At 57.6% G+C, this 15,780-nt stretch carries 13 protein-coding genes; 3 read left to right on the top strand and 10 right to left on the bottom strand.

Annotated features, from left to right (window positions below; all coding sequences use genetic code 11):
* Positions 1–30: 30 nt before the first annotated feature.
* From BKP64_RS00330 to BKP64_RS00315, 4 genes are all read right to left on the bottom strand, one after another.
* Complete coding sequence (locus BKP64_RS00330; RefSeq protein WP_070964437.1) at positions 31–1,971, bottom strand: methyl-accepting chemotaxis protein; 1,941 nt, start codon at positions 1,969–1,971, stop codon at positions 31–33.
* 158 nt (positions 1,972–2,129) lie between these two features.
* Entirely contained in the window at positions 2,130–3,611 is a 1,482-nt protein-coding gene (locus tag BKP64_RS00325; RefSeq protein WP_070964434.1) for a DUF5666 domain-containing protein, read from the bottom strand.
* Between the two features lie 2 nt (positions 3,612–3,613).
* Positions 3,614–4,453, bottom strand: coding sequence for a DUF6502 family protein (locus BKP64_RS00320; protein ID WP_070964431.1), 840 nt, complete (start codon positions 4,451–4,453; stop codon positions 3,614–3,616).
* A gap of 84 nt (positions 4,454–4,537) precedes the next feature.
* Positions 4,538–5,974, bottom strand: coding sequence for a DUF5666 domain-containing protein (locus tag BKP64_RS00315; protein WP_070964427.1), 1,437 nt, complete (start codon positions 5,972–5,974; stop codon positions 4,538–4,540).
* 205 nt (positions 5,975–6,179) lie between these two features.
* On the opposite strand from BKP64_RS00315, the gene BKP64_RS19260 reads away from it, so the two are divergent.
* On the top strand, positions 6,180–6,353 hold the full coding sequence (locus BKP64_RS19260; protein WP_157755392.1) for a DUF6435 family protein: 174 nt from the start codon (positions 6,180–6,182) through the stop codon (positions 6,351–6,353).
* A gap of 12 nt (positions 6,354–6,365) precedes the next feature.
* Here the strand turns inward: BKP64_RS19260 and BKP64_RS00310 are convergent, their stop codons facing one another.
* The 6 genes from BKP64_RS00310 to tkt all read right to left on the bottom strand — a co-directional run bounded on the left by BKP64_RS00310 (position 6,366) and on the right by tkt (position 13,199).
* Positions 6,366–6,710 carry a chaperone modulator CbpM gene (locus BKP64_RS00310; protein ID WP_070964424.1) on the bottom strand — a complete coding sequence of 115 codons (345 nt, stop codon included), beginning with the start codon at positions 6,708–6,710 and terminating at the stop codon, positions 6,366–6,368.
* 13 nt (positions 6,711–6,723) lie between these two features.
* On the bottom strand, positions 6,724–7,704 hold the full coding sequence (locus BKP64_RS00305; RefSeq protein WP_070964421.1) for a DnaJ C-terminal domain-containing protein: 981 nt from the start codon (positions 7,702–7,704) through the stop codon (positions 6,724–6,726).
* Between the two features lie 155 nt (positions 7,705–7,859).
* Positions 7,860–8,924: a class II fructose-bisphosphate aldolase gene (gene fba, locus BKP64_RS00300; RefSeq protein WP_070964418.1), complete on the bottom strand. Its 1,065-nt coding sequence runs from the start codon at positions 8,922–8,924 to the stop codon at positions 7,860–7,862.
* Positions 8,925–8,977: 53 nt separating this feature from the next.
* A complete protein-coding gene (locus tag BKP64_RS00295; protein ID WP_070964415.1) occupies positions 8,978–10,138 on the bottom strand; it encodes a phosphoglycerate kinase in 1,161 nt (386 codons plus the stop codon).
* Between the two features lie 35 nt (positions 10,139–10,173).
* Positions 10,174–11,199, bottom strand: a complete 1,026-nt coding sequence (locus tag BKP64_RS00290; RefSeq protein ID WP_070964413.1) for a type I glyceraldehyde-3-phosphate dehydrogenase — start codon at positions 11,197–11,199, stop codon at positions 10,174–10,176.
* A complete protein-coding gene (gene tkt, locus BKP64_RS00285; protein ID WP_070964410.1) occupies positions 11,199–13,199 on the bottom strand; it encodes a transketolase in 2,001 nt (666 codons plus the stop codon). Before tkt ends, BKP64_RS00290 begins: the two co-directional genes overlap by 1 nt.
* 223 nt (positions 13,200–13,422) lie before the next feature.
* Here tkt and BKP64_RS00280 point away from each other — a divergent pair, with 223 nt between their 5' ends.
* Both BKP64_RS00280 and metK read left to right on the top strand, forming a co-directional pair.
* Positions 13,423–14,424: an ArsR/SmtB family transcription factor gene (locus BKP64_RS00280; protein ID WP_070964407.1), complete on the top strand. Its 1,002-nt coding sequence runs from the start codon at positions 13,423–13,425 to the stop codon at positions 14,422–14,424.
* A 153-nt stretch (positions 14,425–14,577) separates the two neighbouring features.
* Positions 14,578–15,768, top strand: a complete 1,191-nt coding sequence (gene metK / locus BKP64_RS00275; protein WP_070964404.1) for a methionine adenosyltransferase — start codon at positions 14,578–14,580, stop codon at positions 15,766–15,768.
* Positions 15,769–15,780 lie beyond the last annotated feature (12 nt).

Here is a 15,780-nt window from a genome sequence, read left to right as displayed (position 1 = left end):
ACGGTGCCTCATGCATTCAGTCCCGGGCGCTCAGACCCGAAACTGTGACGCCTTGGCCTGAAGCGCGGCCAGCAATTCGCCGATCTGCCGACTGGCATTGTCCGATCGCTGAATGGCTTCCACCGTGGTTTCCGATGAACGGGCAATGTCCTCAACGCTGACACTGACCTTGCCCGCATGCCGCCCTTCTTCTTCCGCCACGGAAGAAATACTCAGTGCACGCTCCTGCAGGCTTCCGAGCAACTGGTTGATCTGTTCAAAATGCTCATCAGCCCGGCGGAACTCCGTGGAGGACTCTGCCACCTGACCCGATACCTGATCGATCACCGAGACGGCCTGCCGGCTGCCTTTCTGCAGCCGCTCAATGATCGCCTCAATTTCCGTTGTAGATTCCTGGGTCCGACTGGCCAGAGTGCGTACTTCGTCGGCAACCACTGCAAAGCCTCGCCCGGACTCCCCGGCCCTGGCGGCTTCGATAGCGGCATTAAGAGCGAGCAGGTTGGTTTGTTCGGCAATGGCACCGATCACGGACAGGACCGAGTTGATTTCGGTACTCCGGTTGTTCAGCTCATTGACGGCTGCAACGGCTTCCTCGACATTCCGCACAACGTGATCAAGCCGGTTACGCACATCCCGGGAAATGCCCGCCGTTGCCTCACTTTCTGCATTCACACTCTGCACCGAACCGGCAACTTCCTGGATGCTTTCGGCAACCTCGGAAATGCTTCGGGACATGGCGGCCATGGTTTCCGATACCTCGGCCACTTCCTGCTGCTGATGATTAACCGCAGCCACCGCATCACGACTGATGTCGCCCTGTTCCCGAGCCTGGCCCGCAGCCGACTCGGCTGAGCCCTTCACATCGGAAACCAGTTCCTGAATACGGGCTATAAACTGGTTCACGCCCCGTGCCATTTCCGTCAACTCATCCTTGCCCTTGAGGGTGACACGGCGGGTCAGATCGGCCTCACCGGCGGAAATGTCCCAGATCGCTGAACTCAGGCGCAGGACCCGCGGCAACAAGCCGCCACCGAGCACCGCCGCCACCAGAATAATCAGGACGACCACCGAGCCAATCGCCAGGATAGAAAGATTAGTCGAAAGACTGGACGCCTCCCGGTTCAGCGCTTCGACGGTGCTCTGGATGCGGGACTGGGTATCGGAGCCCATTACCGCGAGCTGTTGCTGAAGCCGCTGGTTAACCTGCTCCGTTTCTGCTTCAAGAGTCTCCCGCGATGCACCAATACTGCCCTTGATGGTGGCACTGAACTCTTTTTCGAGCTGAGCCAGGTCGGCATTAATCCCTTCCAACGACAATCCGAGTTTGAGCTGGCCTATGGAGGACCCCTGAGGTTTGATGTCGGCGGTGATAATGACCACATTGGGGTCACGGCTTGCCGCATCCAGGACCTTATTTGCCGCACCCCGGCCTTCACCCTGATCCATTAAGGTGCGTACCCGGTCATCCGTGCGGTCAACGTAGCGCGTCATGCGTTCGCCGTACTGGTCATAATAAATGGCGAACAATACCGATTCCCGCGCGTCCGCCAGTTCCACCAGATCGGTCAGGCGGGGAACGTCCCGGTCCCAGATCAAGGGCGCTGCGACCGATGCCAATACGTTCGCCAACCCCTGTGCCTCGGCCATCACCGCCGTGCGAACATTGCTGGCCACGCGCTCCTGCTGTTCGGTCTGCTGTCGGGTCAGTTCATCGGCAAGTTCGTCGATGGTCTTCGCCCGCATGGTCTGCAGGCGCCCCCGCACATCCTCGCGGGTTTCACCAAACGACTCGCTGACCTGATCACTACTGGCCTCAAGCGCGGAGCCTGCCGTATTTACCAGGCGTTCAACCTGGCTTGAAATCAGCCACTGGCTGACCACCACCTGTACCACACCGGCGATAACCAGTATCAGGAAAACAGGTCTTAAGAGCCGGCTCGTGACCAGCTTTTTCAGAAAACGAGGGGTCATACAGACTCCGTCAACGTGTGTGCTTCAGCATCCTGCACGGTAGTGTTCAGTGTCCCTTGCGATACGTATGGTCATACTTTTAGCAAAACGCGGACCAAAACGGGACGTTTTTATGTATGAATTTGTTGCAGACAGTTGGGGGAACGAAACGGTGGTCGCTATTCTTCGAGTTCTATCTCGGTCGCGACGTATCCGGTTCCGACAGAGCTGGTCGTATAGACCACTTCAATGTAAACAGGAGCGCCGGAGGCTAACAGGTTTTGCAGGCTCGTTCTGGAAACACCATCAAACGCGCCGTCGTTCGCGTCCATTTTCACACCGAGAACCGTAATAGAGAATCCATCTATGGCCTGTAACTCACCCGCAAGCTCGAAGCTGCTGTCAACGCCGTCATCGGGCCCCTCGCTCTCGATCTTGATCGCATCAATGTAGGTAGTGCCAGAGCCATCCTGGCGTTCCAGTCCGGCAACCTCCACCAGCACCGTGCCGGCACTCGATACCAGGTCTGTCAGTGTCAGCCTGCTTTCGCTTTCGTCATCAGTAATAGTTGTGCTTGACGTGGTTCTGACGATGACTCCGCCAACTTCGAACTGGCCTTCAGCCGGCAACGTGCCCGGATCAATAGGCCCTTTAATCTCGGCATTGCCCTCCCGCAGCTCAATCTCGGTCGCCTGCACCACCGACCCGGACACGAAGTCTCCTTCGACCTGAACCAAAAGACCTTCAACCAGACCCTCGCGGGTGACCTGATCAAATTCGGTGCTATCAGTAACGACGATGGTCAGACCGTTCAGGGTGAAAGACTCATCGGCAGGATCGTAGCTGGATGAAACGGGGCCGGACAGTTCGATATCCTCACCGTCTGCCTGATAACGACGGAAATCATCCTGTTGGATTTGAGTCGCGACAAGCACGCCTCCGACCATGCCGCCCTCGACCTCCAGGTAGCGTCCCTCGGTAAGGTCTGAAGATGAAAGACCTTCACCGAAATCGGTGGTGTCATATTCAATCACCAGGCCGTTCATGGTGAACTGGCCGGACTGAGCAGAGTTCGCATCTACAGGACCTTCCACTTCCACCGGATCAGCACCGATGGATGCCGGTGCGGCGCCGACAAAACTCGCCCGATAACCGCCGTCCGCCTGCCGCCAGGCACTGACCCGAACAAACTCACCCGACGCGAGGGTCGTAAATGTTGTGCCCTTGAAAACCGTTTGCAGGTCGGCAAAGACGGGCTGATTGTGGATAGTAAAGTCGAGCCGCTCACCGGCAACATCCAGCACCGGGTTCGATACCGTACCCCGAAGGCTATCGTCGTATTCCATGGACTCGGCCGTGCCGGTTCCATCGGGCTGCCACTCTCCATTCACCCGGAGAATCATGCCTTCCTGAAGGTCGCCCTCAGTCTCGACCCCGTCATTGCTATCCACCCTCTGATTGAGGATCTCATCTGTAAAGAACTCAACGCCGTTTACGAACACACTTCCGAAACCGGAAACCGGTCCCACGCTGGAGCCAGTGCCACGGATTCCGCCATCGGCAATATCAACCCCCACACTGCCTCCTCCGCAGGCGGAAATTACACCCAATACCAGCGGGCCGGCTATTATTCCCGCAACACGATTTTGGAAGAGTGTCATTTTCAGCTCCCTGTCCGATTTGGGTCTTCGAAATAGAAAATACTGACCCCTGTCCTGACCGATTCTCCGGAGTCTCCATTTGCCTGCTGGCCAGAAATGTCCCGATCGTGGGGGCCCAGCCAGGTATCAAGTTTTTCCAGGAGGGCCTGGGATTCGCTCCCGGCATATTCTCGCCATTGATCCAGGATTTCCGGAGGAATGTTGTTATAGGTTAGCGTGCGCTGGAAAAGTGGTTGCTGATCCACGTCACGGCTACCCAGATTATGATCAATAGTTGCAATGAGATCCGATACATCCTCACCGAAGATCTGGAGCATCTCTTCGCTGTCACCGGCAGGCACATAAGCTCGCTGTCGCAGAACCAGCTTGCCGGAGTTTTGGTCAACTGCCACCACACCTACCCGAAGCAGTTCATCCAGCACGGCACGGGGCGGCATGTCACCGCTGTAACGCCTGACCAGTTCGCTGAAACTCCCCGGTCCGTCAAAAGCCAGCATGGCTGGCTCTCCGTCTTTGGCCTGGAAGGCAAAGTCGTGAACCCAACCCGACACCACCCGGGACGCCCGATTGGTATGAAGCACATCTCGTGCTCCGGCATCTTCCCCTGCCAGGATCTCCCGTTGGCGCTTTACTTCCTTGCGGGTCAGCCCGGTCATCACCGCCGCGCGGGAATCCGTAGGCTTTCGCCGGCCGTCGGTAAAATCCTCCAGGGCGGCTTCCACGTATGCACGCTTCACCAGCTCGGAGAACTCCCCGAAGGGAATGCCGTTCCTCAACAGCAACCTCGCCAAAGGACGCAGAATGCGAAACAGCGCTTGATGCAGGGGGTTGGACTTTTTCATGTTTGGGATTGTATTCCCATAGCGACTCGTAAACCAGAGACCCACGACCGACCTGTAAGTCGGCCATGGGCCGCCGCTATCAGCTCAGCCGTCGTCATTTTCCAGTTCAATTTGCGTGACTATGTAGCCACCACCGCTGGTTTTGAGGTAACTCACCTCTACGGCAGTGCCAACATCAAACTGACTAAGGCTGCCGAGACTACCTGCCAGCAGTTCCACGCCCAGGACGGTAATTGAGCTGCCGGTGTTGGCTGTTACCCTGCCATCCATTTCAAACTCGCTGTCCACGTCATCACGCTCAACGCTTACTGCTTCAAGAGTATTGAGCTCGGTGCGGAACCGACCCTCGATCTCCAGATAGTCGCCGACAGCCAGCGATTCCAGATCCGTGGTCCGGAGGCGACTATCATCGTCATCGTCCTCAATGATTGTGCTTGTGGTCAGGGCAACCTGAACGCCACCGACGACCAGGGTTTCATTGGTCCGGTCGATCGATTCAATCAGGGCCTCTACCTCGGCATCGCCATCGCGGGGCTCGATCTCACGGGCCACCAGAAGGTTCTGGTCGTTAACGGTGCCTTCAACCTTTACAAGCAAACCGTCAGCCAGATCCGCTTCTCGCAGTCCATCTTCAAATTCCGTGTTCGCAACCTGGACCGTGATACCGTTTACCATGAACTGACGGGTGGAACTGTCGTAATCTCCCTGGATGGCCCCCTGAATCTCTACGGTTCCGGCAAGGCCCAGTATGTCGTCCTCGTCATCAATCTTCTGGGCAATCAACACACCCCCTTCCAGGGAACCTTCAACTTCTACGCCCATCCCGTTTTCAATAAGGTCGAGTGCGAAATCATCATCTGCAACCGCGCTTGTGTAATCCACCAAAAGACCGTTGATGGTAAATGTCTGAACACCTGGCGAATGATCGGTGACCACTCCTTTAACTTCAACTTCGTGCTCGTCGTCAAAACGAATGCCGCTGCTGGCCTCAACCGCGCCGACAAAACTGGCACGGAACGACCCATTTGCAAGCGGCCATGCACTTATCCGAACCCGGTAAGCGGTGGGATCAGTCGCCAACTCAGTGGCTGTAGCTCCCCGAAAGACTGTCTGGCCATCGAGAATCACCGTCATTCCTGCAATGGTCAACTCACCAGTATTCGCCACCTCGTCCCAAGAGGCGTTCTGTAAAGGGCCGCGAAGCGTATCGTCGTATTCAATCTCTGTCGCCTCTCCGTTGCCACTGTCATCCCAGTTGCCACTGATTTTTACAATCATGCCTTTTTCAAGTTCAGCCTCCCGCTCGAAACCATCGTCGCTTTTCACGGTGCCATTGGTAGCGAAGCGGGTACCGTTGACATAGACACTGCCAAAGCCGGATACCGCACCAACGCTGGTGCCGGATGAGGTTCCGATCGCCGTGGAATCTCCTGAGCCACTGCCACCACAAGCTGCAAGAACACCGGCCAGGGCCCCGGTCATTACCAACTTGACTGCTATTGCTAAAGGTTTGCGCTTCATCGTTCTTCTCCAGGCTCGCTCTTGCGTCCGCAGGCGGTCACTGTTAACCACCCAACCCAAAATTGGGATTATTTTCCCAATTAATTATTTGGGAATTTATTCCCATTTTTTGGCGCTGTCCAGTTTTTAAGCATGAAGTTTTTGTGAACTTTATGGGCCATGAAACGTAAAGCTCTGAACAGTCGACTAAAACAGGTTCATTACTATGCTGGGATTTTTGAAAGGCGATCCGAAGAAAAAACTGCAGAAGGAATACGAGGCGAAACTCGCCAAAGCACTGGGTGCCCAGCGCAACGGCGATTTGAGGACTCATGGAACCCTCATGGAGGAGGCGGAGAAGATCTACGCCGAGATTCAGGCGTTGGAAGAAAAGAAATAATCGGGGGAGCTACTACTCCCCCATTAATTGCCTGACCCGGTGATTAAGCCGGGCTACTTCCCGGCGCATTTCCTCAACCTCATCGAGCAATTCGAGAGACATTGCCAGACCGGGCAGATTCATTTTCAGGTCCCGCTGTAGCCTCTGGGCCTTGCGCAACCGGCTGAGGGCGGCAACATCGAAGTGCCATTGCCGGGCCTCCGGTGAATCCTCCAGCGGCGCAATGATCCCGTAGTCCACCAGCTTGATGACGAACTCGGCATGGCACTCTCCGCGCTCGCAGATTTCACGCAGGGTGAAGGTGGTGCCATCCTGATCGAACACCTCTACCATCAAAATATGATCTTTATTGCTCATACCTTACTCCCGGTCACACGTGAAGCTTGCTGCGTGGATTGAAGTTTTTCTCTGCCTCGGCCAATTGCTCGTAGAGCTTCTCGGCCTCCGGGCTGTGCTGCTCGGGCATGGCAATCTGCAGGATAACAATCTGATCACCCGGATGTTTGCCGGGGAAGCCCTTGCCTTTGAGCCGGAGTTTGCGGCCACTTGAAGACCCTTTGGGTACCTTCACGCTCACCTTCGAGTCCACCGTGGGCACGGTAACCGATGCGCCAAGGGCCGCCTCCCACGGGGCGATGGGCACAGTCACCAGAATATCCCGGCCTTCCACGGCGAAGGTCGGATGAGGTGCCAGCTCGATTTCCAACAGCAGGTCTCCGGCCTCGCCGCCGCCAATACCGGGCGACCCCTGGCCTTTCAGGCGCAGGTGCTGACCTTCCCTCATACCGCCGGGAATTTTGACTTTCAGCGTTTTCTTACGCGGGATTACACGACCATGCTCATCGGCTTCGTGTACGGTGAAAGAGACCTGTTTTTCACAGCCGTGGAAAACCTCCTCCAGAAACAGGGCAATGCGGGCGTGAACGTCTTCCCCGCGCATACGCATGCTCTGGCGAAAGCCGCCACCAGCGTCACCAAATCCCCCGCCGCTAAAGCCACCTCGGCGACCACCACCAAAGATCTGCTCGAAAAAATCACTGAACTGGCCCGCATCGGCCTCGGTGTAGCCTCCACCACCGAATCCGGATGCACTCTGCCAACCGGGTGGTGGCTCGAAAGATCCGTCCGCCCGGGCACCGTATTTTCGTAGCTGATCGTATTCGGCGCGTTTTTCGGGGTCTTTCAGTACCTCGTAGGCCTCGCCCAGATCCTTGAATTTTTCATCCGAATCTTCCTCTTTACTGACATCCGGATGGTATTTGCGGGCAAGCTTCCGGTAGGCTTTTTTGATCTCCTCGGGGGAGGCAGACTCACTCACACCCAGTACGGCGTAATAGTCTTTGAAGTCCATTCTGGTCCTCACCGCTGATTGACGTTTCCGAGCCATTTGCTCGACTGCTAACTCTATATTTGATGAGGTTTGGGAAATTACAAGGGCAGGCTTGCGGTTACTTGAGGTGGGTCAGGATTTTGGGGCGGCAACCCGCCCCATTTGAATCCAGAAACTTATTTTACCTTCGGGTCCAGCTCGCCGGAGGCGTAACGCTCAAACATACGCTCAAGGTTAACCGGCTTGATCTTGCTGGCGTTGCCGGCACAACCGAAGGCTTCGTAGCGTGCCACGCATACCTCGGTCATCGCCTTCATGGTTTCCTTCAGGAATTTGCGCGGGTCAAACTCCGCCGGATTCTCGGCCAGGAAGCGACGAACGGCACCGGTGCTGGCAAGACGCAGGTCGGTATCGATATTGACCTTGCGAACGCCATGCTTGATACCTTCAACAATTTCATCAACCGGAACGCCGTAGGTCTCCGGAATTTCACCGCCATAGTCATTGATGATCTTCAGCCACTCCTGGGGCACGGAGCTGGAGCCGTGCATGACCAGATGAGTATCCGGAATGCGGGCGTGAATGGCTTTGATCTGGTCGATGGCCAGGATGTCGCCCGTGGGCGGGCGAGTGAACTTGTAGGCACCATGGCTGGTACCAATGGCGATAGCCAGGGCGTCCACGTGGGTTTTCTTGACGAAGTCCGCCGCTTCTTCCGGGTCCGTCAGCATCTGGCTGTGGTCCAGGGTACCTTCGGCGCCAATACCGTCTTCTTCGCCGGCCTGGCCGGTTTCGAGAGAGCCCAGGCAACCCAGCTCACCCTCTACGGAAACACCACAGGCGTGCGCCATTTCAACGGTGCGACGGGTAACGTCGACGTTATAGTCGTAGTCGGTGGGGGTTTTACCATCTTCACCGAGGGAGCCGTCCATCATCACGGAGCTGAAGCCCAGCTGGATGGAGCGCTGGCAAACAGAGGGGCTGGTGCCGTGATCCTGGTGCATAACCACCGGAATGTGAGGAAACTCCTCAACGGCCGCAAGGATCAGGTGGCGCAGGAAGGGCGCGCCAGCGTATTTACGGGCTCCGGCGGAGGCCTGGACAATCACCGGGGAATCGGTTTTGTCGGCGGCTTCCATGATGGCGCGCATCTGTTCCAGGTTGTTCACGTTAAAGGCTGGTACACCGTAACCATGCTCGGCGGCGTGATCCAGCATTTGCCGCATCGAAATCAGGGCCATGGGTCGTCTCCTTCGTTGGATTTTGGGGTAGTTGAATTCGTTTGTGTAGCTTGTTACGCGCCGCGTTCTTCCAGCACGGCTACAGCCGGGAGCGTTTTGCCTTCCACGAATTCGAGGAACGCGCCACCGCCGGTGGAGATATACGAGATTTTGTCAGCAACACCGTACTTGTCAACGGCGGCGACAGTGTCACCGCCTCCGGCCAGGGAAAAGGCGTCGCTTTCGGCAATGGCCTGAGCGAGCGCTTTGGTGCCGTTACCGAACTGGTCAAATTCGAAGACGCCGACCGGGCCATTCCAGAGAATGGTCTTGGCGTTTTTCAGCAGATCGGCGAACTTGCCGGCAGTTTCCGGGCCGACGTCGAGGATCATGTCGTCATCGCTGACGTCCGAGATACTCTTGGTGGTGGCGGTAGCGGTTTCCGCAAATTCGCTGGCGACCACAACGTCGACCGGCAGAGGGATTTGTACGCGGGAGGCAATCTCCCTGGCGGTGTCGACGAGGTCGTGCTCACACAGGGATTTGCCGACCGGGTGACCGGCTGCAGCCAGGAAGGTGTTGGCGATACCGCCGCCGACGATAATCTGGTCGCAGACGTTTTCCAGTGCATTCAGGACGTCGAGCTTGGTGGAAACCTTGGAGCCGCCGACGATGGCAACGACCGGTTTTGCCGGATTATCGAGGGCCTTGCCCAAGGCATCCAGCTCGGCCGCCAGCAGCGGACCGGCACAGGCTTCGGGAGCAAATTTTGCGACACCGTGGGTAGAGGCCTGGGCCCGGTGAGCGGTGCCGAAAGCGTCCATCACATAGACATCGCAAAGGGCAGCATATTTTTTTGCGAGGTCTTCGTTATCTTTCTTTTCGCCTTTATTGAAGCGAACGTTTTCAAACAGGACGACTTCACCGTCTGCCACTTCAACGCCGTCCAGGTAATCCTTGATCAGACGCACGTCCTGACCCAATACCTTGGTCAGGTGTTCGGCGACGGGTTTCATGGAGGAGGCTTCGTCGTATACACCTTCTTCAGGGCGGCCCAGATGGGACATCAGCATTACCCTGGCGCCGGCATCTCTGGCTGCCTTGATAGTGGGTAGTGAGGCCCGGATACGAGCATCGCTGGTCACCTTGCCGTCCTTGACCGGCACGTTCAGGTCTTCGCGGATCAGCACTCGCTTGCCGGCGAGGTTGAGGTCGGTCATTTTCTTGATGGCCATAACGTTCGTCCCTTCAACAAAATTTCAGATTAGGATTATTTGGCTAACCAGCTGTTGCTGACATCGAGCATGCGATTCGCGAAGCCCCATTCGTTATCAAACCAGCACAGGACTTTCACCATAGTGCCGCCGGTTACCCGGGTCAGGCCTCCGTCCACAATGCCGGAGTGGGCGTCATGATTGAAATCGGAGCTGGCCAGCAGTTCATCGGTGTAGCCGAGAATACCTTTCAACGGGCCAGTGGCGGCCTCTTTTAAAAGCCTGTTAACGGCTTCCACGTCGGTAGCCTGCCGTACATTGACCACCATATCGATCGCCGAGACGTTCATGGTCGGCACCCGCATGGCCACAGAGCTGAACTTACCTTCCATTTGAGGTAGCAGCCTCTCAATGCCTCGGGCGAGCCCGGTGTCCACCGGCACGATGTTGTGGAGCGCACTCCGGGTTCGGCGCAGATCCTGATGGTGGTAGGCGTCGATAACCGGCTGGTCGTTCATGGCCGCGTGGATGGTGGTGGTACTGCCCTGCTCCACGCCGAAGGCCCGGTCCAGCTCACGAATGAGCGGCACCAGGCAATTGGTGGTGCAGGAACCGGCTGCGACGATGGTGTCTTCACCGCTCAGGTCACCGTCATTGATGCCATAGACAACCGTGCGATCCACATCCGATTCGGCAGGCTGGGAAAACAGCAGGCGTTTTGCGCCTGCCTGAATGTGCCGCTCCGCCGTGGCCCGGTCTGAATAGGCACCGGAGCATTCCAGCACCAGGTCTACATCCAGAAGGCCCCAGGGCAGGTCCGCCGGATCTGGATGGCGGAGCACCCGGATGGCATCACCGTTCACAATCAGATCCGGCCCATGCACTGCAATCTCGCCCCGGAACCGACCGTGGGTGGAGTCATAACGGGTGAGGTGCGAAATGGTGTCGATATTCGAAAGTTCATTAATCGCGACCACCTGCAGGCGGTCGCGAAAACCGTTCTCGTACAACGCACGCAGCACGCACTGGCCGATCCGGCCATACCCGTTTATGGCAATGCGAAAGGGCGCGGAGTCTGTCATCAGGCTTCCAGCAGTTCGGCGGCCACTTCCAGGATGTTGTCGACGGTGAAGCCGAACTCCTTGAACAGCTCACCCGCCGGAGCGGACTCACCGAACGTGGTCATGCCGATGATGCGACCATCCAGGCCAACATACTTGTACCAGTAGTCGGCAATGCCCGCCTCGATAGCGATCCGGTTGGTCACGTCCAGCGGCAGAACCTGCTGTTTGTACTCGGCACTCTGGGCGTCGAACACATCGGTAGAGGGCATGGAAACCACGCGAACCTTCTTACCCTGCTCACGCAGTTTGCCGGCAGCGTCCTGGGCCAGACCCACTTCGGAGCCCGTGGCGATCAGGATCAGGTCCGGTGTGCCATCGCTGTCAGACAGGGTGTAGGCGCCCTTGGCCACATCCGCCAGCTGTTGGGCATCGCGCGCCTGGGCCGGCAGACCCTGACGGGAAAATACCATGGCCGTCGGGCCATCCTTGCGCTCAAGAGCTGCTTTCCACGCCACCGCAGATTCAACGGTGTCGGCCGGACGCCACATGCTCATGTTCGGCGTGGTACGCAAGCTGGCCATCTGCTCAACCGGCTGGTGGGTCGGGCCGTCTTCGCCCAGACCGATGGAGTCATGGGTGAACACAAAGATGGAACGCTGCTTCATCAGGGCGGCCATGCGCACGGCGTTGCGGCAGTATTCCATGAAGATCAGGAAGGTCGCCCCGTAAGGAACGAAACCACCGTGCAGGGCGATGCCGTTCATGATGGCCGCCATGCCGAACTCGCGCACGCCGTAGTAGATGTAGTTGCCGCTGGCGTCTTCCTTGGTCAGGCCTTTGGTGCCATTCCAGATGGTCAGGTTGGATCCGGCCAGGTCGGCCGAGCCACCCATCAGTTCCGGCAACAGCGGGCCGTAGGCATTCAGGGTGTTTTGAGAAGCTTTGCGGCTGGCGATGGTTTCGCCTTTGTCCTGGCATTCCTGGATGTAAGCCTGGGCTTTTTCGGAGAAATCAGCCGGCAGTTCACCCGCCATGCGACGCTTGAACTCGGCTGCCAGCTCGGGTTCTGCCTTCTCGTAGGCAGCGAATGTCAGCTCCCACTCGGACTGGGCCGCTGCGCCTTTTTCACGTGCGTTCCAGGCTGAAGCGATCTCGGACGGGATCTCGAATGGCCCGTACTTCCAACCCAGCTGTTCGCGGGTCAGGGCAATTTCATCGTCGCCCAGCGGAGCGCCGTGACAACTTTCCTTGCCCTGTTTGTTCGGGGAACCGAAACCGATGACGGTCTTGCAGCAGATGAGTGTCGGCTGCTCCGTGTTAGCACGACCGGCTTCAATAGCAGCGCGGATGGCATCGGCGTCGTGGCCGTCAACGGCAGGAATGACCTGCCAGCCATAGGACTCGAAGCGCTGCGGGGTGTTATCGGTGAACCAGCCGTCCACCTCGCCATCAATGGAAATGCCATTGTCGTCGTAGAAGAAGATCAGTTTGCCAAGGCCCAGGGTGCCCGCCAGCGAAGAAACTTCGTGAGAGATACCTTCCATCAGGCAGCCATCGCCCAGGAACGCGTAGGTGTAATGGTCCACGATTTCGTGACCAGGGCGGTTAAATTGCGCAGCCATCGCCTTCTCGGCAATGGCGAAACCAACGGCATTGGCAATGCCCTGCCCCAGCGGGCCGGTAGTGGTTTCAATACCCGGAGTGTAGCCGTACTCAGGATGACCCGGCGTCTTGGAATGCAACTGCCGGAAGTTCTTGATGTCTTCGATGGAAACGTCGTAACCGCTCAGGTGCAGCAGGGAATACTGCAGCATGGAGCCGTGACCATTGGACAGCACAAAGCGGTCCCGGTTGGCCCACTGAGGGTTGGCCGGGTTGTGGCTCAAGTAATCATTCCAAAGAACCTCGGCGATATCCGCCATACCCATGGGCGCACCCGGGTGGCCGGACTTGGCTTTCTGAACCGCATCCATGCTCAGCGCGCGAATGGCGTTGGCGAGATCTTTACGAGACGGCATTGACGTTTCTCCAGTGTTTAGCGGGGAAAAAAGGACTGATCAAAAATAAGGCGCGTATTTTCGCCGATTACTGTATGCCGGGGCAAATCGGTATGACGCTAATGTGGAAATATCCTCCTGTGGATTGCCGAAACAGCTCTATTTCAAAAAACTGGAAACCTATATCAAAATTTTTTGATATGGCTATTGATCGATCAACGGAACCTCCCTACACTTCCCAACCATGACATCCTTGAATGCACACGCGAACGAACTGTCCTCTGTGGACGCCCTGGCCCCGATCTTCAAAGCGAGCGGGGATCCTCTGCGCCTGGAGATTTTGCGCGTGCTGCGCCGGGATACCTTTGGCGTACTGGAGCTCAGCCAGCTGTTCGGGATGCGCCAGTCAGGCATGAGCCATCACTTGAAGGTCATGCATAAAGCCGGTCTGCTTGAGCCGCAGCGTGAGGGCAATGCGATCTTTTACCGCCGCCCCCTGCACCTGGATAGTGAAAAACTGACCGACCAGACCATCCGTCAGGTCTTCGAAACTGTGGACAAAGTGGCGTTACCAGCCCATCTGCAGGAAAAAATCGAAGCCATCAGGACCCAGCGGGCAGATCAGTCCCAGGCCTTCTTTGCCCGCCACGCAGAGCAGTTTCGCGAACAACAGGAACTGATCGCAGCCTTTGACCTATATGCGGGGCCGGTAGCGGATCTGCTACGCAAGCGCGCAGCCAAACAATCCTGGCAAACCACCCTGGAAATCGGACCGGGCGAAGGCGCCTTCCTGAAAGTGCTATCAGAACTGTCCGGCCACGTGGTTGCTCTGGACAACAGCCGGGACATGCTTGCCAAGGCCACCCGCACCTGCATCGACGAGCGGCTGAACAATGTGGATCTCATCGAAGGTGTCACTGACACCCTGCTGGCCCGCGGCGATGCCTTCGACCTGGTCATCGCAAACATGGTGCTGCACCACGTTCCCAGCCCGGCGGACATCTTTCTGGACGCCGCCGCCCTGATGAACAGCGGCGGCTGTTTCGTGATCAGCGAACTGTGCAGCCACGATCAGGACTGGGCCAAAGAAAATTGCGGCGACCTCTGGCTTGGCTTTGAACCGGAGGAGCTGACAGCCTGGGCTGCAGAAGCGGGGCTTTCCGCCGGAGAACAACTGTTTATCGGCCTGCGCAACGGCTTCCAGGTGCAGGTCCGGGAATTCTGGAAGACAACCGGACGGTCCTGAGACAGGGCCGGAAAAAGGGAATATCAAAAAACTTTGATATGGGTGTAAGTGGTACTACGTATACCCGCAGAACATCAACAACGCGGTCGTCGGCACCTGTCATTTCTGACACCCACCGACACGAATCTGAATCGCTCACAAAGGAGCAAACTTATGTCTGACTACAACATCTTCACTTCCGAGTCGGTCTCCGAAGGCCACCCGGACAAACTGGCCGACCAGATCTCCGACGCGGTTCTGGACGCCATCCTGACCGACGACCCGCACGCACGCGTTGCCTGTGAAACCATGGTAAAAACCGGTGTCGCGATCGTTGGCGGTGAAATCACCACCAGTGCCTGGGTCGACCTGGAAGACCTGGTACGCGGCGTTATCAAGGACATCGGCTACACCTCCTCTACCGTGGGCTATGACGGCGACACCTGCGGCGTGATCAACATCATCGGCAAGCAGTCCGTGGACATTGCCCAGGGTGTTGACCGCCAGAAGCCGGAAGACCAGGGTGCCGGCGACCAGGGCCTGATGTTCGGCTACGCCAGTAACGAAACCGACGTACTGATGCCGGCGCCGATCACCTTCTCGCACCGCCTGGTCCAGCGCCAGGCCGAAGCCCGCAAGAGCGGCCTGCTGCCGTGGCTGCGCCCCGACGCCAAGAGCCAGGTAACCTGCCGTTATGAGAACGGCCGTGTTGCTGGCATCGACGCCGTGGTTCTGTCCACACAGCACGATGAAGACGTCACCCAGGCCGACCTGAAAGAAGCGGTAATGGAGCTGATCGTCAAGCATGCCCTTCCGGCGGAACTGCTCCACAAGGACACCCAGTTCCACATCAACCCGACCGGCAAATTCGTGATCGGCGGCCCGGTTGGTGACTGTGGCCTGACCGGCCGCAAAATCATCGTTGACACTTACGGCGGCATGGCTCGCCATGGTGGTGGCGCGTTCTCCGGCAAGGATCCGTCCAAGGTCGACCGTTCTGCCGCCTACGCCGGCCGTTACGTCGCCAAGAATATCGTCGCCGCAGGCCTGGCCGACAAGTGCGAGATTCAGGTGTCCTACGCCATTGGTGTGGCACAGCCAACCTCCATCTCCCTGAATACCTTCGGCACCGGCCGGATCAGCGACGACAAGATCGTCCAGCTGGTTCGCGAGCATTTCGATCTGCGCCCTTACGCGATCACCAACATGCTCGATCTGCTGCACCCGATGTACCGGGCAACCGCGGCCTACGGTCACTTCGGCCGTGAGCCCTTTGAGATGACCGTTGGCGGCAAAACCTTCACCGCCTTCCCCTGGGAAAAGATCGATCGCGCAGCGGCCCTGAAAGACGCCGCTGGCATCTAAACGTTTTTCCGA

Origin of the sequence: Marinobacter salinus, from assembly GCF_001854125.1 — a bacterium.
Taxonomy (GTDB): domain Bacteria; phylum Pseudomonadota; class Gammaproteobacteria; order Pseudomonadales; family Oleiphilaceae; genus Marinobacter; species Marinobacter salinus.
This window is presented reverse-complemented; position numbering and strand designations above follow the sequence as displayed.